Below are 22,278 nucleotides of genomic sequence, written 5' to 3' on the forward strand. Positions count from 1 at the left end.
CACGGCATGCGCGCGGTTCTCCGTCAGCCCGCCGTACTCGTCTGGCTGTGCTTTCTCGCGGTGTGCGCGGCGGTCATCGCGCGCGCCAGCTTTTCCGCCGATCTCTCCGCTTTCCTGCCGCGCTCGCCGAGCGCGCAGCAGCGCGTGCTCGTCGAGCAATTGCGCGACGGGCTCGTGTCGCGGCTGATACTCGTCGGCGTGGAGGGCGGCGATGCGGCCGGCCGCGCGGAGGTTTCGCGCAGGATCGCGGCGAAACTGCGCGAGGACAAGCGCTTTTCCGCGATCAACAACGGCGAGCCGGTCGCGCAGGCGCGCGACGAGCGCTTCGTCTATGAGCATCGCTATCAGCTGAGTCCGGCGGTCACACCCGCGCGCTTCAGCGAAACGGGTCTCAAGGATGCGCTCGCCGCCAGCCTCGACCTGCTGACCTCTTCCGCCGGCATGATGGCGAAGGACCTGCTGCCGCACGATCCGACCGGCGAAGTGACCGCGCTCGTGAGCCAGCTGGACAGCGGCGCGCAGCCCGTGATGCAGGACGGCGTGTGGGCATCGCGCGACGGCAAGCGCGCGGTGCTGCTCGCGCAGACCGCGAGCGCCGGCTCCGACACGGACGCGCAGGCGAGCGCGATGGCCGCGATCCGCGATGCGTTCCGGCAAGCCGCGCCGGGCGCGTCGCCCTACCGGTTGCTGATGACGGGCCCCGGCGTGTTCGCCGTCGAGACCCGCGACACGATCATGCGCGACGTGCGCTGGCTGTCCGCCGCGAGCATCGTGCTGATCGTCGCGCTGTTGCTCGCGGTATATCGCTCGGTGCCGACCTTGCTGCTCGGCCTGATGCCGGTTCTTTCGGGCGTGGCCGCCGGGGTGGCCGCCGTGAGCCTCGCATTCGGCACCGTGCACGGCCTGACGCTCGGCTTCGGCACGACGCTGATCGGCGAGGCCGTCGATTACTCGATCTATCTCTTCGTGCAGTCGGCGGGCGTGCAGCGGCGCGAATCGCTCAAGGACTGGGTCTCGGGCTTCTGGCCGACGATCCGCCTCGGCGTGCTGACCTCGATCTGCGGCTTCGCGTCGATGCTCTTCTCCGGCTTCCCGGGCCTCGTGCAACTCGGACTGTATTCGATCGTCGGCTTGTCGACGGCGGGCATCGTCACGCGCTTCGTGCTGCCGCATCTCCTGCCGCAAGGCTTCGCGATCCGCGATGTGTCGCGCCTCGGCAATCGGCTCACGGGCTTGGCGGCACGCGCGTCGCGCCTGCGCGTGCCGCTCGCGGTGCTGATCGTCGCGGCGGTCGCGGCGCTGCTCATGCAGCGGCACGGGCTCTGGAGCCAGGAACTGTCCGCGCTGAGCCCGGTGCCGCAAGCGAGTCAGGCGCTCGACGAGCGCCTGCGCGCGGATGTCGGCGCGCCCGATGTGCGCTATCTCGTCGTGGTATCGGCGGCGACGGAGCAAGCCGCGCTCGAACGCGCGGAAGCGGTGGCGCAGCAGCTGCAGCCGCTGGTCGACGCGCGCGTGATTGCCGGATACGAGAGCCCGGCGCGCTATCTGCCGAGCGATGCCGCGCAGCGCGCGCGCGTCGCGAGCCTGCCCGCCGCCGCCGATCTGCGCGCGCGTCTCGCAGCGGCGTTGCAGGATCAGACGATCCGCGTGAAGCCCAAAGTCTTCGAGCCGTTCATCGCCGATGTCGAAGCGGCCCGCGCGCAGCCGCCCTTGCGCCGCGCCGATCTGCAAGGCACGTCGATGGCGCTCGCCGTCGATTCCCTGCTCACCGAACGCGACGGCCGCTGGACCGCGATGCTGCCCCTGCGCGCGGCGGAAGGCTCGGAAGTGCAGGCGCAGAAGATCCGCGCGGCGGTGGCGGCGGCGCACGTGCCGGACGCGCTTTTCGTGGACATGAAAGCCGAGGCCGACCGCCTCTATCAGAACTACGTGCGCGAGGACATCCGCCTCTCGCTCGGCGGGTTCGCGGCGATCGTCGTGCTCCTGGTGCTTGCGCTGCGCTCGCCGGTGCGCGCCGCACGCACGCTCGCGCCGCTGGTCGCGGCGGTGATCGTCGTGATCGCCGGGCTCGCGCTCGCGGGCAAGTCGCTCACGATCCTGCATCTGATCGGCATGCTGCTGATCGTCGCGGTCGGCTCGAACTATGCGCTCTTCTTCAACTATCGCGCGCATGCCGGCGGCAACGCGATTTCGCCGCAAACGCTCGTGTCGCTGCTGATCGCGAATCTGGCGACCGTTCTCGGCTTCGGGCTGCTCGCGCTCTCCAGCGTGCCGATGCTCGAGACTTTCGGCCTCACGGTCGGGCCCGGCGCGATTCTCGCGCTACTGTTCTCGGCGATACTCGCGCCGCGCTCGGGGCATTCGCGATGAACGCGCCCGTGCCCGCACCCGGCAAGCCGCGCCACTGGCGGCCGACGCCGCTCGTCGGCGGCGCGGCGGCCGTGCACGCGGGCGCGCTGGCGGCGCTCGCCGTATCGCCCGCGACCTGGCCGTGGGCGGCGGGCGGCGTGATCGCGTCGCACCTCGCGTTGACGGCTGCGGGACTGTGGCCGCGCAGCACCCTGCTCGGTCACAACTGGACGACGCTGCCGGCATCGGCGAGTGCGCGCATCGCGATCACCATCGACGATGGTCCCGATCCCGAAGTCACGCCGCGCGTACTCGATCTGCTCGACGCGCACCGCGCCCGCGCGACGTTCTTCTGCATCGGCGAGCGGGCGCGGCGGCATCCGCGCATCGTCGAGGCGATCGTCGCGCGCGGGCATGCGGTGGAAAACCATAGCCAGCGGCATCGGCACAACTTTTCGCTGCTAGGTCCGGGCGGGTTGCGGCGCGAGATCGAAGCCGCGCAATCGACGCTCGGCGAGATCGCGGGCACGCGGCCGCTCTTCTTTCGCGCGCCCGCGGGGCTGCGCAATCCGTTTCTCGAGCCTGTGCTGTGCGGGCTCGGCCTGCATCTCGCGAGCTGGACGCGGCGCGGCTTCGATACCCGGACGGGGCATGCGGCGCTCGTCGCGCGTCGCTTGCTGCACGGACTCGCGGCGCGCGACATTCTTCTCGTCCACGATGGGCACGCCGCGAGGGACGCGAACGGCGCGCCCGTCGTGCTGGCGGCGCTCGATACCGTGCTGCGCGCGGCGGCCGGCAGGGAACTCGAAACCGTGACGTTACGCGGGGCGATCGCGCCGATGCTGCGCTAGACTGCACGAGCCCCCCGCTCATCCATCGTCCGCATGGTTCCGACCGCGCTCATCGAGACAGCCAGTCGTCCCTACCGCGCCGCGGGCCGTTTCGCGTGGCACTTCGCTTCGGCCAAGCTCCGCCACGATCCGTTCTTCGCCCACATCCTCGCGCACGGCCTGATTCCCGACGGCGCGCGCATCCTCGATCTCGGCAGCGGCCAGGGCCTGCTCGCCGCATGGCTGATCGGCGCGCACGCCTGGCATCGTGACAGCGCCGAACGCGCGTGGCCCGCGCGCTGGCCCGCGCCGCCCGCGCCGCGCTCGCTTCACGGCATCGACCTGACGCGGCGCGATGTCGACCGGGCGCGCATCGCGCTGAAGGAGCATGAGGCGCGGATCCGCTTCGTCTGCGACGACATTCGCGTCGCGCCGTTTCCACAGGCGGATGTCGTCGTCGCGTGCGACGTGCTGCATTACGTCGATGCCGACGCGCAGGAAGCCGTCCTGCGCCGCGTGCGCTCGAGCCTCGCGCCGGACGGCGTGCTGCTCCTGCGCGTGAGCGACTGCACCGCGGGCTGGCGCGCCGCGCTCGACCGCGCCGTCGACTTCGGCGTGCAGGTCGCCCGCTCGGGACGCACGAGCGGCCTCACCTGCCGCAGCGAATCGCAATGGCTCGCGCTGCTCGACGCCCTGCGCTTTCGCGTCACGCGCGTGCCGATGGGGCGAGGCTCGCACGAAGCCAATCGTCTGCTGATCGCGCGGCCCGCCCGCTGAGCCCGGCCGGGCCGAAACGCCCCGTTTGTTACAATTCATCGGATATCGAACGCCACCGGACTTTGAGGGCCGAGCCCGTAGTGAACCCTATTTTGCTTACGCATTTCACCGCCACGAGTTGCGCGGGCCGCGGCCTCGACGCGACGCTCGCCGCGCTCGCCGAAGGGCGCGGCGGACTCGCGCCGTGCGATTTCGAAGGCGCCGCGCTCGACACGTTCACGGGCCGCGTCGCCGGCATCGAGGACGCGCCCGTGCGCGCGGACCTCGCCGAGTTCGATTGCCGCAACAACCGCCTCGCGCAACTGGCGCTGACGCAGGACGGCTTCGACGCGCGCGTGCGCGAGGCGATCGCGCGCTACGGCGCCGGCCGCGTCGGCGTGTTCATGGGCACGAGCACGGCGGGCATTCTGGAGACGGAGCGCGCGTATCGGCGCCGCGACCCGCAAAGCGGCGGGCTGCCCCCCGATTTCAATTACGCGACGACCCACAACCCCTATTCCCTCGCCGCGTTCGTGCGCGCGTATTTCGGGCTGCGCGGACCGGCGGTCTCGGTGTCGTCGGCGTGCTCGTCGGGCGCGAAGGTGTTCGGTTCCGCGCGGCGCATGCTCGAAGCCGGCCTGGTCGACGTGGCTGTCGTCGGCGGCGTCGATACGCTCTGTCTCACCACGCTGTACGGCTTCAACTCGCTGGAACTGCTCGCGCCCGGGCCATGCAAGCCGTTCGATCTGAATCGCGACGGCATTTCCATCGGCGAGGCGGCGGCGTTCGCGCTGCTCGAACGCGATTCGGCCGAACCCGCGGACGACGACGCGATCCGTCTGCTCGGCATCGGCGAATCGAGCGATGCGCATCACATGTCGTCGCCGCATCCCGAAGGGCTTGGCGCACGCATGGCGATGGAGCAGGCGCTCGAAAGCGCGGGACTGGAAGCGCGCGACATCGGCTACGTGAATCTGCACGGAACGGCGACGCCGAGCAACGACGCCGCCGAGAGCCGCGCGCTCACGAGCGTCTTCGATCGCGTGCCGTGCAGCTCCACCAAGGGCGCGACCGGTCACACGCTCGGCGCGGCGGGTGCGCTCGAAGCGGTGATCGCCGCGCTCGCGCTCAGGCACCAGATGATTCCGGCGGGCGCCAACACGCGCGAGCCCGATCCCGCGCTCGGTCTCGACTACGTGGTCGCGACACGCCATGCGCCCCTGCGCGCGGTGTTGTCCAACTCGTTCGGCTTCGGCGGAACGAACTGCAGCCTCGTATTCGGGCGCGGCGCCCGTTCCGCGCAGGGAGCGGCGTCGGCATGATTCCATTGCGCGCATATATCGAAGGCGTCGGCGTGATCGGACCCGGGCTCGCCGACTGGCCGCGCACGGCGCAAGTGCTGACGCGACGCGCGGCGCGTGAAGCCGCGAAGACCGTGCTGCCGCCGCCTGCCGGGCTGCCCTCCGCCGAGCGCCGTCGCACCGGACCGGTCGTGCGCGCCGCGCTCGCCGCCGCGCACGAAGCGCTCGCCGCGAGCGGCCGCGACGCCGCCACGCTCGCTTCCGTGTTCGCGGCATCGGGCGGCGACGGCGGGAATTTCCACGCGATCTGCGAGACGCTCGCGAGCAGCGAGCCGCAGCTTTCGCCCACGCGCTTTCACAACTCGGTCCACAACGCGCCGGCGGGCTACTGGAGCATCGCGACCCGCGCGATGGCCGCATCGAACGTGCTGTGCGGGTACGACGGCAGCTTCGCGGCGGGCCTGCTGGAGAGCCTCGCGCAAGTGAGCGTCGACGGCGTCGCGACGCTGCTCGTCGCCTACGACACCGATTATCCCGAGCCGTTGCGCAGCGTGCGGCCGATCGCCGATGCCTTTGGCGTCGCGCTGGTGCTCGCGCCGCGGGAAAGCGAGCGCACGCTCGCGCGCATCGAGGCGCGTCTCACCGATGCAGACGCATTCGCATTCGCCGATACGGATCTCGAAGCGCTGCGCCTGTCGAATCCCGCGGCGCGCGTGCTTCCGCTGCTCGAAGCGATCGCGCGCGGACAGGCATCGAGCGTCGTGCTGGATTATCTCGAAGGAACACGTCTCGCCGTGGATGTCGAGCCGTCATGACGCCCGCCCAATTCCTCGATCGCGACTGGATCGCCACGCGCATTCCGCACAGCGGCTCGATGTGTCTGCTCGACGCCGTCGTCGCGTGGGATGCGGAGCGCATCCGCTGCACGGCGACGAGCCATCTTTCTTCCGGGAATCCGCTGCGCGCCAAAGGCCGCCTCGCGTCGGTGTGCGGCATCGAATACGCGGCGCAGGCGATGGCGACGCACGGCGCGCTCGTCGGCGCGAACGACGGCCGGCGTCCGCGCGTCGGCATGCTGACGAGCGTGCGCGGCGTGCAGACGCATGTCGAGCGCCTCGACACGCTCGACGGCCCGCTGCAAATCGAAGCCGAACGCATGGGCGGCGACGACAACACGGTGCTCTATCGCTTCACCGTTCTCTGCGCGGAACGCGTGCTTTTGAGCGGCCGCGCCGCCGTGATACTCGACGCCGCTCAGGCCGCCGGCCTGGTCGCGCAGTAAGCGGAGAAGATGCCGAGCTCGACCTCGCGGCGCACGTCGGCGAAACCCGCGCGTCTGATCGTGGCGAGCACGGTGTCGGGCGGCACGCAGGCTTCGATCGAGTCCCAGTAGTAGCGCATCAGCTCGACGCTTTCCTCTTTCTTCCCGACGACGCGCGCGACCAGCGGCACCACGCCGCGCATGTAGAGCTTCATCGCGGCGACGCCCATGCCATGCGCGGGACGCGTGATTTCGAGGACGCAGAGCCGTCCGCCGGGTTTGAGCACGCGGAAGTATTCATCGAAGACTTGGCCCAGATCGCTGACGTGGCGCAGCGCGAAACCCATGCTCAGGAAATCGTAGGAAGCGCTGTCGCACGGCAGATTCTCCGCGCAGCCGATGCGCGTCTCCACGCCGGCCGGCAGATGCGCCTGACCGACCATGCCCGGACTCGGATCGACGCCCGTGACGAGTGCGGGGTCGCCGGTGATCGCGATCGCCTCTTTCGTGACGAGCCCCGTTCCCATGCCGACATCGAGCACGCGCATGCCGCGGGAGAGGCCGGCCGAGCGCAATGCGCGATTGCGATACCAGGGGCCGGAGCCGAAGGCCATCGCGCGTTCGATCGCATCGTAGTCGGACGCGGTGCGGTCGAAGATGCCCCGCAGCCAGACGCGCCTTTTCGATTCGTCGGGATAGTAGGACGTGAGCGGCTCGTGCGGGGCTTCGTGCGTGCGCCGGGGCGAAGTCATACGGTCTCCTGGTTCCGTCGATACGGGGCGTGCGTGCTCGTCGTTCGTCTTTTATCACAGCGCGTCGAGCGGCCTCGCCTGTTCCATCGCGGAGGCGCGCACGAAGTTGCCCGCGCCCAGGTGGTGAATCGTGTGCAGCGGCTGGTTCGAATCGTCGAGGGTCCAGTGGCCAGCGGAGAACACGCGCGGGTCCGCCGCCGCCGCTACCACTTCGGCGAAACAGGTGTCGTACGCGTCTTCCGTGTGCTTCTCGTCGATGAGCCTGCACTCTAGCCACGCCGCGCAGTTCTTCTCGATAAGCGGCAGCCCCAGCACCGGTCCTGCCACCGCCTCGATGCCGAAGGCCTCGAACTTGTCGAGATCGCGCCCGCTCGAGGAGCCCACCGCGTAGGTCAGGTCCATCATCGCGGCGCCCGGCACGCAGATGCCGAACGTCCCGCTCGCGGCAGCAAGCTCGCGCGTGTATGTGCGCTTGTCGATGACCACGGCGATGCGCGGCGGCGTGAACTCGACGGGCATCGACCAGGCGGCGGCCATCACGTTGCGGCATGCGCCGTGTGCGCTCGTGACGAGCACCGTCGGGCCGTGATTGATGAGACGGCTGGCGTGTTCAAGCTTGACGGGGAGGAAGTGGCTCATGGGTTGGTCCAGTGGAAAGGTCGGTTCGCGTGATTTTAGGCAGTGTTCCGTTTGTGAGTCCCCGCCCTCCACTGTTCGTTCAATGGCGCTTCGTCACAAACCACCAACTTTCTGCGCCTCCTTCCAAAGCGTCCACGTCTGAGGGAAACGGTCAAGTGGCTCCAACCACACGCGAAGTTTCGGATTGAGCCATTCGATAACCTCCAACCCTTTTTGGTGCTGGTCCTCGAGAGAAGGACCGAGCCAAAGCAACGGCTCATGGTGGAACCCGCGATTCCTAAGAGAACGCACTTGCGCCAATGCCGACGAAATCGTGTCGCGTTTGCGGATCTTCTTTGGGCAGCGAGGAAAGGCCCTTCGGAGCGGTCCCCAAAGGTTGTCCTGGAACTGCGCATTGAATAGCGACGTCCAAAACCCGAAGCTCAGTTCAGCGACGATCTTGTCCGGATTCTGAGGCTCATGACGGCTAGACAGCGCGGCTTTGGCCTCGGCTATCCGGGCATTCTGGAACGTGAAGTTTCCGTCGTCGGTCCAGTTCCTTGTGGCCCACCATTCCTCGCTTCCGTATGTTTCCGTCAACCGGTGGTGGATGCTGTTGCGAAGAGCGATTTCAAGAACGTTCAAGGATGGCAGCAAAGCTTCGGCAAGCTGCAAGTCATAGGGGTAAGCTGCCGCCGCCTTTGCGGTATCGCCTTTGCGGTATCGCCTTTGTAAGCGACGGCATATCGACCAAGCCGCCGTGATGAGAAACAAACTTCCAGTTCACTCCATTCCATGTCCAGCTTGTCCCGATTCTGTGCAAACGGTGCTGTGGCGATGCGCCCTATGGCCCCTGTCTAGCAGCGTTCACGCTGCGTGCCGGAGCGTGAGTGATGTCTTGGTCCCGGCGGGAAACCAGGACATGCAAAGTTTCTCAAAGAAGCGGCAAACGCGGTTCCTAATTTCTGACCAGGAATCTCGGGGCGACGCCGCGGTTCCCGAGCTTCGAACGGATTGCTCGGACGATAAAATCGATGTACAGTTTCTCCACTGCCCTATGTCTTCCTCTTCCAGCCTCCATACTGGGTTCTGAAGCCAGGTATGTGTTTGGTCCCGCTTAGTCGGGGCCACCCAAATTCCCAAAAGCCCGCCACCGTGCGGGCTTTTTTGCGTCCAGAGTCCTGACGGGCGGCAGTTCGGTGCCCGGCGGGAATCCGCGGTCCCTGCAACTTGGCGTGAGGCCCGTGGCACCGAACCGCTCGATACGTCGACCTCATCTCCCCTTCGCAGCCCCCGTCGTCACGGTCTCGCGACGGCAGCGCGCCTCCTCCCGCTCGTTCCCCCGAAAACTCGCCTTGACAGACACTCTTACGATATATATCTTTAGATATGTTTTACGACATATCTGGAGTGCACATATGAAATCCCTTTGCTTTCAACGCGCGCGTGAAGCCGGTTTCCGCGCATTCGGTTTTGATTTTCCCTTCGACGCCCCCGAGTGGGCCGAGCGCTTCGCCTTCGAACGCTGGGGCATGAGCGGCCGTCATCGTCATGGTGGCGGACGCTTCGGCGGCGGTCCCGGAGGAATGGGCGGCATGGGCGGCATGGGTGGATTCGGCGGCGAAGACGGCATGCCGCGCGGCCGCAAGTTCTCTTCCGACGATCTGCAATTGCTGCTTCTGGCGATGCTCGCGGAGGCGCCGCGTCACGGCTACGAGCTCATCAAGGCGCTGGAAGACCGTTCTAACGGCTTCTATGCGCCGAGCCCCGGCATGGTTTATCCGGCGCTGACCTATCTCGAGGAACTGGGCTACACGACCGTCGAACTCGAAGGCAACCGCAAGCGCTACGCGCTCTCGGATGCCGGTCGCGAATACCTCGCGACCAATCGCGAACGCGTCGACATCATGCTCGCCAAGCTCACGCATTTCGCCCGCAAGATGGATCTCGTGCGCCGCGCCTACATGGGCGAGGAGACGGACGACGCAGCCGGCGACACGGGCTGGGTGCCCGAACTGATCGCGGCGCGCCGCGCGCTCAAGAAAGCCCTGCTGCTGCGCACCGATGCATCGCCGGAGGAGCAACGCCGCATCGCCGCGATCCTCGCCCGCGCGACGGCCGAGATCGAACAGAACCCTGCGCCGAAACAGGCGTGAGAAGGAGCCATACTCGATGACCGATTCCATCCTGCAAGACCGGCCCGATCTGGAAGTCACGCGCGTTCGCCACGCGCTCAGGTTCCGCCTGCTGCAAGTCGAGCGCGTGCAGGCGCTCAATCCGCATCTCGTGCGCGTGACGTTCACGGGCGATGACCTCGATGATTTCGTCAGCGCATCGTTCGACGATCACATGAAGCTGTTCTTCCCGCCCCCCGGCGAGACGATGCCCGCGATACCGCAAGCCGGCCCTGACGGTCCCGTTTTCGATCCCTCGAAGCCGCGCCCGATCGCGCGCGATTTCACGCCGCGCCGCTTCGATCGAGCCGCGCGCGAGCTCGATATCGAATTCGCGCTACACGAAGCCGGCCCCGCGACCGCATGGGCCGCGCAGGCCGCGCCGGGTCAGTACCTCGGCATCGGCGGGCCGCGCGGATCGTTCGTGATTCCGATGCAGTTCGACTGGCATCTCATGATCGGCGATGAAACCGCCCTGCCCGCCATCGCGCGGCGTCTCGAAGAATTGCCCGAAGGCACGCGCGTCGCGACCCTGATCGAAGTGGCCGATCAGTCGGCGCGCATCGAGTTCGATACGCGCGCCGATCTCTACGCGCAATGGCGCTATCGCAACGAGAGCGAACATCCGGGCGGCGCGCTGCTGCTCGCCCTGCGCGAAACCTATTTGCCCGAAGGCGAAGGCTATGTGTGGGCCGCCGGCGAAGCCACGCTCATGCGCGCGGTGCGCCAGCTTCTGTGCGCCGAACGCGGCATCGACAAGCGGCGCATTCGCGCTTCCGCTTACTGGAAGCGCGGCGAGCAAGGCGTGCACGAGACGATCGAAGGCTGATTCCCGTTCGTCCCATGCATCGGCGTCAGCTCATGATGCCGATCTGCCAAGGCACGAACTCATGGTCGCCGAGACCGAGCAGTTCGCTTTTCGTGCGCTTGCCGGAAGCGGCCGCGAGCATGGCCTCGAAGATCGCGCGGCCGGTGCTCGCAACCGACGCCACGCCGTCGAGAATGCCGCCGCAGTTCAGGTCCATGTCTTCGATGAGGCGCTCGTACATCGGCGTGTTGGTCGCGAGCTTGAGCGAGGGCACCGGCTTCGCGCCGAACATCGAGCCGCGTCCCGTCGTGAACGCGATGAGATTGGCGCCGCCCGCGATCTGTCCCGTCGCGGAAACGGGATCGAAGCCGGGCGTGTCCATAAACACGAGTCCGCGTTGCGTCACCGGCTCGGCGTAACGATAGACTTCCATGAGCGGCCCCGTGCCGCCCTTCATCGACGAGCCGATCGACTTCTCGAAGATGTTCGCAAGCCCGCCCACCTGATTCCCCGGGCTGACCTTGCCGTTGATCTGCACGTCGCGTCCGACCGAATACTCCTCCTTCCACCAGCGAATCCGTTCGAGCAGTTTCTCGCCGACTTCGCGGCTCACCGCGCGCCGCGTGAGCGTGTGCTCGACACCGTAGATCTCCGGCGTTTCCGAAAGAATCGCGGTGCTGCCGTGCCGCACCAGCAGATCGACCGCGGCGCCGAGCGCGGGATTCGCCGTGATCGACGAAAAGCCGTCCGAGCCGCCGCACTGCAAGCCGACTTTCAGATGACTCGCGCTCACCGTCGTGCGCTTCACGCGGTTCGCGTCCGGCAACAGCGCGCGCACGGCTTCGATGCCCGCCTCGATGGTCCTTCGCGTGCCGCCGCTCTCCTGCATGATGAAGGTATGCAGGCGCGATCCGGCGCTCAAGCCTTCCTGTTCCATCAACCCGGCCAATTGATTGCGTTCGCAACCAAGTCCGATGACGAGCGCCGCCGCGAGGTTCGGATGCCGCGCATAGCCCGCCATCGTGCGGCGCAAGAGCGCCATCGGCTCGCCGCTCATCTCCATTCCGCAACCGATGCCGTGCGTGAACGCGACCACGCCGTCCACGTTCGGGTAATCGGCGAGACGCTCGGGCGTGAACCATTCGGCGATCCTGTGCGCGACGCTCGCCGAGCAATTCACGGTCGACAATATGCCTATGTAGTTGCGCGTCGCGACTTCGCCGGTGTCGCGCACGATCCCTTCGAAGGTCGCGCGGTCTCGATCGGCGATCATGTCCACCGCGCGATAGTCCGCGCAGAACGCGTGATCACGATCGAACTCGCGGAACTCGACGTTATGGCTATGCACCATCGTGCCCGGCGCGATGTCGGTGTTCGCGAAGCCGATGGTCACGTTGTACTTGCGCACGGCATCGCCCTGTCTGATGGCGCGCGCCGCGATCTTGTAGCCCGCCGCGACCTGGCTTCTGCACACGAAGCCTTCGGACGGCACCGCCGTGCCGATCGCCACATCGGTGCGCGCGATCACGACGTTGTCTTCGGGATGCAGGCGAATCACCGGACCGGCGATGGTTTTCTTGACTGTGTCTGGCATGAACAGAACTCAGGCGATGCGTTTCCATTGACCATACTTCACGACTTCCTTCTCGTCGAACGAGAAGCCGAGGCCGGGTTCGTCGTGCAGCTTCACGCGGCCATCGCGATGCGACAGTTGCCGGTCGATCAGCCTGCGGAAATTGAGCACCTGATCGTCGCCGAAGAACTCGACGTAGCGCGCATTCGGGGTCGCGGCGACGAGCGGAGCATGCAGGTCGTGGAACCAGTGCGGACACATCACGACGCCATGGCTCGCAGCGGTCGCCGCGATCTTGCGCCATTCGGTGATGCCGCCGCACACGGCCGCATCGGTTTGCAGGATCGCCGCCGCGCCTTTATCGAGCAATTCCTTGTGATACCAGCGGCCATAACCGATCTCGCCCGTCGCGATCGGAATGCGCGTCGCTTTCGCGAGACGCGCGTGATTGTCGACATCGTCGGGAGAAAACGGCTCCTCGATGAAGTACGGATCGTATTGCTCGAAACGCCGCACGTGCTGAAGCGCCTGCGTCACATCGGTCCAGCCGTTGTTCATGTCGATCATGAGCTCGACGTCCGGCCCGATCGCTTCGCGCGCGGCTTTCACGCGGCGCTCTTCTTCCTGCGGCGACAGCCTGCCGCCCTTCATCTTCACCGCGCGAAAGCCCATTTCGACGTAACTCGCCATTTCCTCGCCGAGCTTCTCCGGCGTCTTGCCGTCGAGGTAATAGCCGCCGCTCGCATACGCGGGCACCGTATCCAGCTGATTCGCGCCGAGATACTTATGCAAAGGCAGTTTGTGCGTGCGTGCGTTCAGGTCCCATAGCGCGACGTCGAGAATGCTCAGCGCGCGCATCACGGTGCCCGCGCGCCCTTGCAGAAGCGCTTCGTCATACATCGCCTGCCAGAGTCCTTCGACGGCATACGAATCCTTGCCGATCAGGACCGGCGCGAGCAACTGCTCCACCGCCACCGTCAGCAGCTCGCCTGCCGCGCTGCCGACGTAGCAAAAGCCGATGCCCTCGACGCCATCCGTCGAGCGGATCTTGACTAGACCATAGTGACGTGTCGAAACGGTGCGGGTGGAAAACGACGTGACGCGATCGAGCGGCACGGCGGCCGCGCAAACCGCGATCGATTCGATGATGGGCATGACTTCGTCTCCGTTGTGTAAGCCGCGATGCTTTCGTTCGTTGCGGATGCAATCAGTTTGATGGCGCACGTGCCCAAGAGGAAGTATCCTTTGGCTTCTTCAAACCCAAAAATTTTTATCGATGGACTCGCGCTATCTGCAGAGCTTCGTGTTCGTCGTCGAGCTGGGCTCCATTGCCGAAGCCGCGCGCAGACTGGATCTCACGCCCGCGGCCGTGGCGCAAAGAGTCAAGATGCTGGAGGCGGAACTGGGCGCGACACTCGTGCGCCGTTCGGGGCGCACGGTCGGCGCGACCGAGGCCGGCGAGCGCATTCTGGCGCGCGCGCGAGCCGTGCTGCACGACATCCGCGACCTGCGCGCGGATATCGACGGCACGGATCAACTGAGCGGCCAATTGCGCCTCGGCGGCATGGCGACGATGATGGCAAGCCTCATTCCCGACGCGCTCGCGGTGCTCCTGAACCGTCATCCGCAGATGGATTTCTATCTGGAGCCGGGCACGTCGCTCGATCTCTATCGCAAGGTGACGAGCGGCGATCTCGACGCCGCAGTGATCGCGCAGCCGCTGTTCAATCTGCCGAAGAGTTGCGACTGGCATACATTCAGAAAGGAATCGCTCGTTCTGCTGACGCCCGCTTCGATGCACGTCACCGATGTGCACGCCACGCTGCAAGCGGAGCCGTTCGTGCGCTACGACCGCAACGTCGTAGGCGGTCAGCTTGCGGATGCGTATCTGCGGCAACACGGCATCAAGCCGCATCAGCGTTGCGAACTCGATGGCCTTGCCGCCATTGCGACGCTCGTCGACCGGGGCCTGGGCATATCTCTGGTGCCGGATTGGGCGTCGGAGGAAACGCGCGGGCTTTCGCTGAAGAAATGGGCCTTGCCGCATGCGGCGCCCAAGCGTCTCGTCGGCTTGCTCTGGGGACGTTCTTCCGCACGCATTCGTCTGGTGCAGGCGTTCCTGGCCGCGGCCGAATCGGCGGAGCATCATTGAATTCGCGGCGAGCGGTTAGCATCATTCGCTTCCGGAAGCAAAAATCTCTATGGTTTGAAGCAAGCACCAAGCGCTCACAACGCCGGCGCGAGCCGCGATAATCAAGGCACGGAGACATTCAACGCTCATCAAACGGTAGTACGACCATGACCGACACATTCAAGAAGAAGCCCGGCGGCGACCCCGCGCAACCTGGCGGCCTGCGCAAATCGCTGACGAGCTACGGAGACAACGGCTTCTCGCTATTTCTGCGCAAGGCGTTCATCAAGGGCGCGGGCTATACCGACAGCGCACTCGATCGCCCGGTGATCGGCATCGTCAATACGGGCAGCGCCTACAACCCGTGCCATGGCAACGCGCCGCAACTCATCGAAGCGGTCAAGCGTGGCGTGATGCTCGCGGGCGGCTTGCCGATGGACTTTCCGACCATTTCGATCGCCGAGTCGTTCTCGCAACCGACGAGCATGTACCTGCGCAATCTGATGTCGATCGACACGGAAGAGATGATCCGGGCGCAGCCGATGGATGCGGTCGTGCTGATCGGCGGATGCGACAAGACCGTGCCCGCGCAGCTGATGGGCGCGGCATCGGCGGGCATTCCGGCGATCCAACTGATCACCGGCTCGATGCTCACGGGCGCGCATCGCGGCGAACGTGTTGGCGCATGCACCGATTGCCGGCGCTACTGGGGCCGCTTTCGCGCCGAGGAAATCGACGAAGCGGAGATCGCGGCGGTGAACAACCAGCTCGTCGCGAGCGTAGGCACATGTTCGGTGATGGGCACCGCGAGCACGATGGCCTGCATCGCCGAAGCGCTCGGCATGACGGTGCCCGGCGGCGCGTCACCGCCCGCGGTGACGTCGGACCGCATGCGCATCGCGGAGCTGACGGGCACGCAAGCCGTGCAGATGGCGCGCGATGACCTCACCATCGACAAAATCCTCACGGCCGAGGCCTTCGAGAACGCGATGCGGGTGCTGCTCGCGATCGGCGGCTCGACCAACGGCATCGTGCATCTGACGGCCATTGCGGGACGCATGGGCTATGACGTCGATCTCAAGGCGCTCGATCGCGTGGGCCGCGAGACGCCGGTGCTCGTCGATCTCAAGCCGTCGGGCTCGCATTACATGGAGGACTTTCACAAGGCCGGCGGCATGGCGACGCTACTGCGCGAGTTGAAGCCGCTTCTGAACCTCGACGCATTGACGGTGACCGGCCGCACGCTCGGCGAGGAGATCGACGCCGCGGGCCCGGCCTTCGAGCAGGATGTCGTGCGTCCGTTCGACAAGCCGGTTTATCCGCAAGGCGGCATCGCGGTGCTGCAGGGCAATCTGGCGCCGGGCGGGGCGATCATCAAGCAATCGGCGGCGAATGCGAAGCTGATGGAGCACGAAGGAAGAGCGGTGGTGTTCGAGAACGGCGCGGACCTCGCGGCGCGCATCGATTCCGACGATCTCGACGTCACGCCGGACGACGTGCTCGTGCTGAAGAACATCGGGCCCAAGGGCGCGCCAGGCATGCCGGAAGCCGGTTATATCCCGATTCCGCGCAAGCTCGCGGTCAAGGGCGTGAAGGACATCGTGCGCATCTCCGATGGACGCATGAGCGGCACGGCGTTCGGCACGATCGTCCTGCATGTGACGCCGGAAGCGGCGGTGGGCGGGCCGCTTGCGCACGTTCGCACGGGTGATCGCATTCGCTTGAGCGTGTCGAAGCGCGAGATCAGCCTTTTGATCAGCGATGAAGAGCTTGCCGCCCGCGCGAAGGAATCGCCGGTGACCGTGCCCAGTGCCGAACGCGGTTATCGCAAGCTGTTCTACGACACCGTGACGCAAGCCGACAAAGGCGTCGATTTCGATTTTCTGCGCGCCGCGCAAATGCGGGGCGTGACGCCGCGCCGTTGAGCAAGCGGGTCGAACACGCCAGTCAGGGCCGCTTTCGAGCGGCCCTTTTTTTCGTCCAGCGCGAACACGCTCAAGACACAAAAAATTTTTGAGTTTGAAGCAAGCGCCCCCCTGTTCTTCGACGTATTGCGCGCGGCGATACTGGCCTCCATCGCAAAGAACCGCAAAGGAGACGCTTGCTCATGACCTCGCCGCACACGTTAAAGGGCGCGCTGTCGCCCGTGCTCACGCCGTTCAACGAGGACGGCTCGCCTTCGCCCGAACGCTTCATCCGCCATTGCCGCGCGCTCTTGAACGACGATGTCGGCCTTGCGGTTTTCGGCACCAACTCGGAAGCGAACTCGCTGACCGTCGCGGAGAAGCGCGGCCTGCTCGACGCGTTGCTCGAAGCAGGCTTGCCGGCCGCGCGCATGATGCCCGGCACGGGCGCCTGCGCGCTGCCCGATGCGATCGAGCTGACTCGCCATGCGGTATCGAACGGATGCGCGGGCGTGCTGATGCTGCCGCCCTTCTACTACAAGGGCGTGAGCGACGAAGGACTCTTTCGCGCGTATGCGGGCGTGATCGAGGCAGTGGGCGATGCGCGTCTCAGGATCTATCTCTATCACATCCCGCCCGTCGCACAGGTCGGCTTGAGTCTGTCCCTGATCGAACGTCTGTTGAAGGCGTATCCAGGCGCGATCGCGGGCATCAAGGACAGTTCCGGCGATTGGAGCAACACGGCCGCATTGATCGACGCCTTCTCGGCTTCGGGCTTCGAAGTCTTCGCGGGCAGCGAGACCTTCCTCTTGCGCACGCTGCAGGCGGGCGGCGCCGGCTGCATCACCGCGACGGGCAACGTGAACGCCGCGGCCATCGCGCGTCTCGCGCGCGACTGGAAAGCGGTCGATGCGCCCGCCCAGCAGCGCCGCCTCGACGAAACGCGCGGCGTGTTTCAGCGCTTCCCGATGATCGCCGCGATGAAGGCCGCAATCGCATGGCAATCCGGCGACGAAGGCTGGGCCACGCTGCGCGCGCCGCTCGTCGAACTGGACCCGGTGCAGCGCGCGCAACTGGAAAGCGCGCTCACGGCGCTCGGCTTTCGCATTCCGCACGCGGCGGACCTGGCGGCATCGGCGGAAGCCGCGCATTGAGGATGAAGGCGACCGCGCGCGCCGGAGGTACGCGCAAGCAAGCGAGCAAATAAACAAAATGCAACGCTCAGCGATATTCAGGAGACAGCCTTGTACAACAGCACTTCCCTGCCCTCGTCGCTCGAGGCGAGCGACGCCGACTCGATCTTCCGCCGCGTCGCGTTGCGCTTCATGCCGCTGCTGTTCGTCGGCTACGTGGTCGCGTATCTCGATCGCGTGAACGTCGGCTTCGCCAAGCTGCAAATGCTCAACAGCCTGCACCTGAGCGAAGCCGTCTATGGTCTCGGCGCAGGCCTTTTCTTCGTCGGCTATTTCTTCTTCGAGGTGCCGAGCAACCTGCTCCTGCATCGCATCGGAGCACGGCGCTGGATTGCGCGGATCATGATCACCTGGGCCATCCTCTCGATGGCGACCGCGTGGGTCACGACGCCGGTGCAGTTCTACGTCGTGCGCTTTCTGCTCGGCGTGGCGGAAGCGGGCTTCTTTCCCGGCATGGTGCTCTATCTGACGTACTGGTTTCCGTCGCATCGGCGCGGCAAGATGGTCGCGCTGCTGATGGCGGGCAATCCGGTGTCGGGGCTCGTCGGCGGCCCCATGTCGGGTTACATCATGCACGCGATGCAAGGCACCTGGGGCATGGCGGGCTGGCAATGGCTCTTCATCATCGAAGCGCTGCCTTCCATCCTGCTCGGCTTCGTCGTCCTGCGCCATCTCGACGATCGCGTCGCCGATGCGACGTGGCTCTCGGACCGGGACAAGAGCGTGATTCTCGACGAAATCGCCGCCGACACCACGACGCACACGCATGGCTCGGTGCGCGCCGTGTTCACGTCCGCGCGCGTGTACCTGATGTGCCTGATCCTCTTCGGCATCGTCATGGGCTCGTATGCGATCGGCTTCTGGCAGCCGACCATTCTCCGCTCGACGGGCATCGAGGACGCGTTCATCATCGGCCTGCTCACGATGATTCCCTACTCCGTCGCGCTCGTTTCGATGATCGTGGCGGGCAAGCACGCCGATCATACGCGCGAGCGACGCTGGCATGTGGCGGTGCCTGCGCTCGTCGCCGGATCGGGGTTCGTGCTGTGCGCGCTGTTCGGCTCGTCGTCCGCGCTCTCGGTACTGGGGCTCACGCTCGCGACCGCGGGCGTCATCACCGCCTTGCCGATGTTCTGGGCGCTGCCGACCGCCTTTCTCGGCGGCACGGGGGCAGCCGCGGGTATCGCGCTCATCAATTGCACGGGCAATCTCGCGGGTTTCATCAGCCCCGCGGTGATCGGCTGGCTCAAGACGATCACGCAGTCGCTATCATCGGGACTTTTCGTCGTCGCGGCTTCGCTTGCGCTCTCGGCGCTGCTGATTCTCATGTTCGTCCCGGCGCGCCTCGTCAACAAATGAGGTATCGATGTCCAGCCGCAACGACAAAGAGGTGAGCTTGCCGCCGGTGCTGCGCATCGGCGAGTTTCCGGCTAGCGCGCATGCGTTGCTTCAGGCGCGCTTCGATCTCGTCTCGCTTGCGGAGATCGATGAAGACGATGCCTTGCGCGAGCGCATCGGCGCGATCGCCACACGCTCGAACTATGACATCGACATCACGTTGATCGAGCGCCTGCCGTCGCTGAAGATCATCGCGACGAGCGGCGTCGGGTTCGATCGCATTCCCATCGGGTTCGCGCGTGAACGCGGCATCGTCGTGGCGAACACGCCGGACCTGCTCAATGCGGCGGTGGCGGAACTGACCATCGGCCTGCTTCTCGCGCTCTTGCGGCAATTGCCGCAGGCGGACCGCTTCGTGCGCTCGGGCGCATGGTCGCAATGCGCGTTCGCGCTCGGTTCGAGCCTCGCGGGCAAGCGCGTGGGCATCATCGGCATGGGACGCATCGGCAAGGAGATCGCGCGGCGGCTCGCGCCCTTCGATGTCGAAATCGCTTACTACGGGCGCACGAAACAAGCGCTTGCGCATGAATGGTTCGCGCGTCCGCAGGAACTCGCGCGATGGTCGGACATTCTGATCGCGGCGTGCCCGGGCGGCGCCGAGACGCGGCATCTCGTCGACGCCGCCGTGTTCGATGCGCTCGGTGCGCAAGGCGTGCTCGTGAATATCGCGCGAGGTTCCGTCGTCGATGAAGGAGCGCTCGTGCAGGCGCTCGAACGAAAAGCGATCGCGGGCGCCGCGCTCGACGTCTTCGAACATGAGCCGCTGCAAGCGTCGCCCTTGTGCGCGCTCGACAATGTCGTGCTGAGCCCGCACATCGGCAGCGCGACTCACGAAACGCGCCTGGCGATGGCGCGGCTCACCGTCGACAACATCGTGTCGTTCTTCGCGACGGGCGAGGCGATCACGCCTGTTGTCGTGGCTTGACGCCCGCGAGACGCCTTTCGATTTCGTCCGCCTCGCCCAGCCGATGCCGAACGCAAGCGCCCCCATCGTGCGATAAATTAAACTGATGGCCTTCGCATTCAGGCGCCTTGCACATGGACAATCGCGAGCTGCTCAACCTCGCCTACCTGCGCGCGTTCCGGCTCGTCGCGCAGACCGGCAGTGCCACGCGCGCCGCGGCCGCGCTCTTTCGCGCGCAATCGGCGGTCACGCGTTCGCTGCAGGAACTGGAGGCGGCGGTCGGCGAAACCTTGCTCGAACGCCGCCCTTCAGGCATGTTGCCGACGCCCGCCGGACGCGCGGTGCTGCTGCGCTGCCAGCGCATCTTCACGGAGCTGGAAGAACTCGCGCAGTGGTGCGCGGTGCGACAATCGCGCCGCCGGACCGCGACGGCCGGCGGCACGCTTCCCGCGTTTCTGCTCAACACGCGACGGCTGCAACTCTTTTCCGCGCTCGCGCGTCACCGCCACATGCCCAGCGCGGCGCAGACGCTCGGCCTCAGCCAGCCGGCCGTGAGCAGCGCGATCCGCATCATGGAGACGGGCGCGGGCATGCAACTGTTCTATCGCAGCCCGCGCGGACTTCTTCTCACGAGCGAGGGCGAAACGTTCGTGCTGCACGTGCGCCGCGCGCTGAACGAACTGCGCCACATTCCCGACGATCTCGCCGCCTTGCGCGGCACGATTCAGGGCTACGTGACGGTGGGCGCGCTGCCGCTCGGCAGAACCCTGATCCTGCCCGGTGCGATCGCGCGCGTGGCCGCGCAGTATCCGGGCGTGCGGGTCGTGACCGACGAGAGCTCGTACGAAACGCTCGTCGCGGGACTGCGTGCGGGTGATATCGACTTCGTGCTCGGGGCCTTGCGCCAGAACGATGCATCGAGCGGGCTCGCCAACGAGCGTCTCATGTCGGAGGACATCGTCGTGATCGCGCGGCGCGGACATCCGCTCGCGGGCGTGAGCGGACTGTCGCTCAAGGAGCTGACTTCAGCACAATGGGTTCTGCCGCGCAGCCACGCGCCCGCGCGCGGTATGTTCGAGGCGCAGTTCAAGCGATGGAAGCTCAAGCCGCCGATGCCCACGGTCGAAACCGCCGACCTCGCGGTCATTCGCGGTCTGCTGATGCACACCGACATGCTCGCCGCCGTATCGGCGCAGCAACTGCATTACGAGTGCGAATCGGGTCAGCTCACGGTGCTGGACATCGCCATGCAGAATACGCGGCGCGAGATCGGCCTCACATTGCGTGCGGGCGGCACGCCTTCGCCGGCGGCAAGAGCGATGATCGACGCGATCCGTCTCACGGTCGACCAGCTCGGGCACGCGATGCGCCGTGAATCGTCGAGCGCGGCGAAGACGGTCGTTTGACGTGTCGAGCTTTTTATTTGATGACCGGCGTATGTCACCTTGATTGCGGAATGCTTGCGGGGCCATCTGAATTATTTATCGCGCTAAGCCTTTTTGTATCGATCCGTTGCTGTGCTGTATGGTGTAGTCGTTGAATCGCGTCAATCTCGAGCCTTCCCGACAAAGGCAAAGGACAATCGATGAATGAACGGCAATGGATCGCAATGGACGAGTACCTGTGCGAGCGTACTCGAGCACAGGACGAAACGCTCGCGGCAACCTTGCAGGACAGCGCGCAGGCGGGGCTGCCCGCCATCAATGTCGCACCGAACCAGGGCAAGCTGCTGCAGATGCTCGCGCGCATGCGCGGCGCACGGCGCATCCTGGAGCTCGGCACGCTCGGCGGATACAGCACCATCTGGCTCGCGCGCGCCCTGCCCGCCGACGGCACCTTGCTCACGCTGGAAGCCGTCGAACGACATGCGGAAGTCGCGCGCAGGAACATCGAGCGTGCCGGACTATCGGGCGTGGTTTCGGTGATCGTCGGCGACGCGGTGGATACGCTCGAAGCGTTCGTGCGCGACGGCATACCGCCGTTCGATTTCATCTTTCTCGACGCCGACAAGAAGAGCTATCCGGCGTATCTGAGCCTGGCGTTACGTCTCAGCCGGCCGGGAACGGTAATCGTCGCCGACAACGTGATCCGCGCTGGCCGCATCGCGGATCCCCACAGCACCGATCCGGACGTGATCGGCGTGCGCGCCTTCTTCGACATGCTGGCCTCGGATGCCCGCATTTCCTCCACGGCAATTCAGACGGTGGGCAGCAAGGGTTGGGACGGCTTTTCGCTCTCGATCGTCTCCGATTGAAGCGGTGACTTTTTCGTCTGAATAAATATTCATAGCCCCGGGGAATAAAACGCTCGGCCCGCCTGTTAGCCC

20 protein-coding genes are annotated in these 22,278 nt (G+C 66.1%); 15 read left to right on the forward strand and 5 right to left on the reverse strand.

Going from position 1 to position 22,278, the window contains the following annotated elements:
- The first annotated feature begins 6 nt into the window (after positions 1-6).
- The 6 genes from AWB83_RS20480 (at position 7) to AWB83_RS20505 (ending at position 6,518) form a co-directional block, all read left to right on the forward strand.
- Positions 7-2,370: an MMPL family transporter gene (locus AWB83_RS20480; protein WP_087047442.1), complete on the forward strand. Its 2,364-nt coding sequence runs from the start codon at positions 7-9 to the stop codon at positions 2,368-2,370.
- Complete coding sequence (locus AWB83_RS20485; protein WP_087047443.1) at positions 2,367-3,200, forward strand: polysaccharide deacetylase family protein; 834 nt, start codon at positions 2,367-2,369, stop codon at positions 3,198-3,200. The genes AWB83_RS20480 and AWB83_RS20485 overlap by 4 nt, the downstream gene beginning before the upstream one ends.
- A gap of 33 nt (positions 3,201-3,233) precedes the next feature.
- The gene (locus tag AWB83_RS20490; RefSeq protein WP_087047444.1) at positions 3,234-3,956 is read left to right on the forward strand and encodes a class I SAM-dependent methyltransferase; all 723 of its coding nucleotides are present in this window, start codon (positions 3,234-3,236) and stop codon (positions 3,954-3,956) included.
- Positions 3,957-4,036: 80 nt separating this feature from the next.
- Positions 4,037-5,257 carry a beta-ketoacyl-[acyl-carrier-protein] synthase family protein gene (locus AWB83_RS20495; protein WP_087047445.1) on the forward strand — a complete coding sequence of 407 codons (1,221 nt, stop codon included), beginning with the start codon at positions 4,037-4,039 and terminating at the stop codon, positions 5,255-5,257.
- The gene (locus tag AWB83_RS20500) at positions 5,254-6,051 is read left to right on the forward strand and encodes a beta-ketoacyl synthase chain length factor (RefSeq protein ID WP_208636781.1); all 798 of its coding nucleotides are present in this window, start codon (positions 5,254-5,256) and stop codon (positions 6,049-6,051) included. The genes AWB83_RS20495 and AWB83_RS20500 overlap by 4 nt, the downstream gene beginning before the upstream one ends.
- Positions 6,048-6,518, forward strand: a complete 471-nt coding sequence (locus tag AWB83_RS20505; protein WP_087047446.1) for a hotdog family protein — start codon at positions 6,048-6,050, stop codon at positions 6,516-6,518. The genes AWB83_RS20500 and AWB83_RS20505 overlap by 4 nt, the downstream gene beginning before the upstream one ends.
- Here the strand turns inward: AWB83_RS20505 and AWB83_RS20510 are convergent.
- The 3 genes from AWB83_RS20510 to AWB83_RS20520 all read right to left on the reverse strand — a co-directional run bounded on the left by AWB83_RS20510 (position 6,491) and on the right by AWB83_RS20520 (position 8,641).
- Entirely contained in the window at positions 6,491-7,249 is a 759-nt protein-coding gene (locus tag AWB83_RS20510) for a class I SAM-dependent methyltransferase (RefSeq protein ID WP_087047447.1), read from the reverse strand. The two genes, AWB83_RS20505 and AWB83_RS20510, sit on opposite strands and share 28 nt — an antisense overlap.
- Positions 7,250-7,303: 54 nt before the next feature.
- Complete coding sequence (locus AWB83_RS20515) at positions 7,304-7,888, reverse strand: flavin reductase family protein (RefSeq protein ID WP_087047448.1); 585 nt, start codon at positions 7,886-7,888, stop codon at positions 7,304-7,306.
- Between the two features lie 93 nt (positions 7,889-7,981).
- Positions 7,982-8,641: an Abi family protein gene (locus AWB83_RS20520; protein WP_208636782.1), complete on the reverse strand. Its 660-nt coding sequence runs from the start codon at positions 8,639-8,641 to the stop codon at positions 7,982-7,984.
- A 644-nt stretch (positions 8,642-9,285) separates the two neighbouring features.
- Here AWB83_RS20520 and AWB83_RS20525 point away from each other — a divergent pair.
- Entirely contained in the window at positions 9,286-10,023 is a 738-nt protein-coding gene (locus AWB83_RS20525) for a PadR family transcriptional regulator (protein ID WP_244197819.1), read from the forward strand.
- Between the two features lie 16 nt (positions 10,024-10,039).
- Complete coding sequence (locus AWB83_RS20530) at positions 10,040-10,870, forward strand: siderophore-interacting protein (protein WP_087047449.1); 831 nt, start codon at positions 10,040-10,042, stop codon at positions 10,868-10,870.
- Between the two features lie 25 nt (positions 10,871-10,895).
- Here AWB83_RS20530 and AWB83_RS20535 read toward each other — a convergent pair whose 3' ends face one another.
- Together AWB83_RS20535 and AWB83_RS20540 are read right to left on the reverse strand one after the other, a co-directional pair.
- Positions 10,896-12,443, reverse strand: coding sequence for a D-arabinonate dehydratase (locus AWB83_RS20535; protein ID WP_087047450.1), 1,548 nt, complete (start codon positions 12,441-12,443; stop codon positions 10,896-10,898).
- Positions 12,444-12,452: 9 nt separating this feature from the next.
- Positions 12,453-13,577: a mandelate racemase/muconate lactonizing enzyme family protein gene (locus AWB83_RS20540; RefSeq protein ID WP_087047451.1), complete on the reverse strand. Its 1,125-nt coding sequence runs from the start codon at positions 13,575-13,577 to the stop codon at positions 12,453-12,455.
- Between the two features lie 121 nt (positions 13,578-13,698).
- Here AWB83_RS20540 and AWB83_RS20545 point away from each other — a divergent pair, with 121 nt between their 5' ends.
- From AWB83_RS20545 to AWB83_RS20575, 7 genes are all read left to right on the forward strand, one after another.
- Positions 13,699-14,574, forward strand: coding sequence for a LysR family transcriptional regulator (locus AWB83_RS20545; protein WP_087047452.1), 876 nt, complete (start codon positions 13,699-13,701; stop codon positions 14,572-14,574).
- Between the two features lie 146 nt (positions 14,575-14,720).
- Entirely contained in the window at positions 14,721-16,478 is a 1,758-nt protein-coding gene (locus AWB83_RS20550) for an IlvD/Edd family dehydratase (protein WP_087047453.1), read from the forward strand.
- A 182-nt stretch (positions 16,479-16,660) separates the two neighbouring features.
- The gene (locus AWB83_RS20555; protein WP_087047454.1) at positions 16,661-17,611 is read left to right on the forward strand and encodes a dihydrodipicolinate synthase family protein; all 951 of its coding nucleotides are present in this window, start codon (positions 16,661-16,663) and stop codon (positions 17,609-17,611) included.
- A gap of 90 nt (positions 17,612-17,701) precedes the next feature.
- The gene (locus AWB83_RS20560) at positions 17,702-19,009 is read left to right on the forward strand and encodes an MFS transporter (protein WP_087047455.1); all 1,308 of its coding nucleotides are present in this window, start codon (positions 17,702-17,704) and stop codon (positions 19,007-19,009) included.
- 7 nt (positions 19,010-19,016) lie between these two features.
- Positions 19,017-19,973 carry a 2-hydroxyacid dehydrogenase gene (locus AWB83_RS20565; protein WP_087047456.1) on the forward strand — a complete coding sequence of 319 codons (957 nt, stop codon included), beginning with the start codon at positions 19,017-19,019 and terminating at the stop codon, positions 19,971-19,973.
- Between the two features lie 113 nt (positions 19,974-20,086).
- Positions 20,087-21,358, forward strand: a complete 1,272-nt coding sequence (locus tag AWB83_RS20570; RefSeq protein ID WP_087047457.1) for a LysR family transcriptional regulator — start codon at positions 20,087-20,089, stop codon at positions 21,356-21,358.
- 179 nt (positions 21,359-21,537) lie between these two features.
- Positions 21,538-22,206, forward strand: a complete 669-nt coding sequence (locus AWB83_RS20575; RefSeq protein ID WP_087047458.1) for an O-methyltransferase — start codon at positions 21,538-21,540, stop codon at positions 22,204-22,206.
- Positions 22,207-22,278 lie beyond the last annotated feature (72 nt).

Origin of the sequence: Caballeronia ptereochthonis, from assembly GCF_001545075.1 — a bacterium.
Classification (GTDB): domain Bacteria; phylum Pseudomonadota; class Gammaproteobacteria; order Burkholderiales; family Burkholderiaceae; genus Caballeronia; species Caballeronia ptereochthonis.

Excerpts from the sequence above, each read along its gene's own strand:
- AWB83_RS20480 (WP_087047442.1), top strand. The coding sequence starts at position 7 with ATGCGCGCGGTTCTCCGTCAGCCCGCCGTACTCGTCTGGCTGTGCTTT.
- AWB83_RS20485 (WP_087047443.1), top strand. The coding sequence starts at position 2,367 with ATGAACGCGCCCGTGCCCGCACCCGGCAAGCCGCGCCACTGGCGGCCG.
- AWB83_RS20490 (WP_087047444.1), top strand. The coding sequence starts at position 3,234 with ATGGTTCCGACCGCGCTCATCGAGACAGCCAGTCGTCCCTACCGCGCC.
- AWB83_RS20500 (WP_208636781.1), top strand. The coding sequence starts at position 5,254 with ATGATTCCATTGCGCGCATATATCGAAGGCGTCGGCGTGATCGGACCC.
- AWB83_RS20505 (WP_087047446.1), top strand. The coding sequence starts at position 6,048 with ATGACGCCCGCCCAATTCCTCGATCGCGACTGGATCGCCACGCGCATT.
- AWB83_RS20510 (WP_087047447.1), bottom strand. The coding sequence starts at position 7,249 with ATGACTTCGCCCCGGCGCACGCACGAAGCCCCGCACGAGCCGCTCACG.
- AWB83_RS20515 (WP_087047448.1), bottom strand. The coding sequence starts at position 7,888 with ATGAGCCACTTCCTCCCCGTCAAGCTTGAACACGCCAGCCGTCTCATC.
- AWB83_RS20525 (WP_244197819.1), top strand. The coding sequence starts at position 9,286 with ATGAAATCCCTTTGCTTTCAACGCGCGCGTGAAGCCGGTTTCCGCGCA.
- AWB83_RS20530 (WP_087047449.1), top strand. The coding sequence starts at position 10,040 with ATGACCGATTCCATCCTGCAAGACCGGCCCGATCTGGAAGTCACGCGC.
- AWB83_RS20535 (WP_087047450.1), bottom strand. The coding sequence starts at position 12,443 with ATGCCAGACACAGTCAAGAAAACCATCGCCGGTCCGGTGATTCGCCTG.
- AWB83_RS20540 (WP_087047451.1), bottom strand. The coding sequence starts at position 13,577 with ATGCCCATCATCGAATCGATCGCGGTTTGCGCGGCCGCCGTGCCGCTC.
- AWB83_RS20545 (WP_087047452.1), top strand. The coding sequence starts at position 13,699 with ATGGACTCGCGCTATCTGCAGAGCTTCGTGTTCGTCGTCGAGCTGGGC.
- AWB83_RS20550 (WP_087047453.1), top strand. The coding sequence starts at position 14,721 with ATGACCGACACATTCAAGAAGAAGCCCGGCGGCGACCCCGCGCAACCT.
- AWB83_RS20555 (WP_087047454.1), top strand. The coding sequence starts at position 16,661 with ATGACCTCGCCGCACACGTTAAAGGGCGCGCTGTCGCCCGTGCTCACG.
- AWB83_RS20565 (WP_087047456.1), top strand. The coding sequence starts at position 19,017 with ATGTCCAGCCGCAACGACAAAGAGGTGAGCTTGCCGCCGGTGCTGCGC.
- AWB83_RS20570 (WP_087047457.1), top strand. The coding sequence starts at position 20,087 with ATGGACAATCGCGAGCTGCTCAACCTCGCCTACCTGCGCGCGTTCCGG.
- AWB83_RS20575 (WP_087047458.1), top strand. The coding sequence starts at position 21,538 with ATGAATGAACGGCAATGGATCGCAATGGACGAGTACCTGTGCGAGCGT.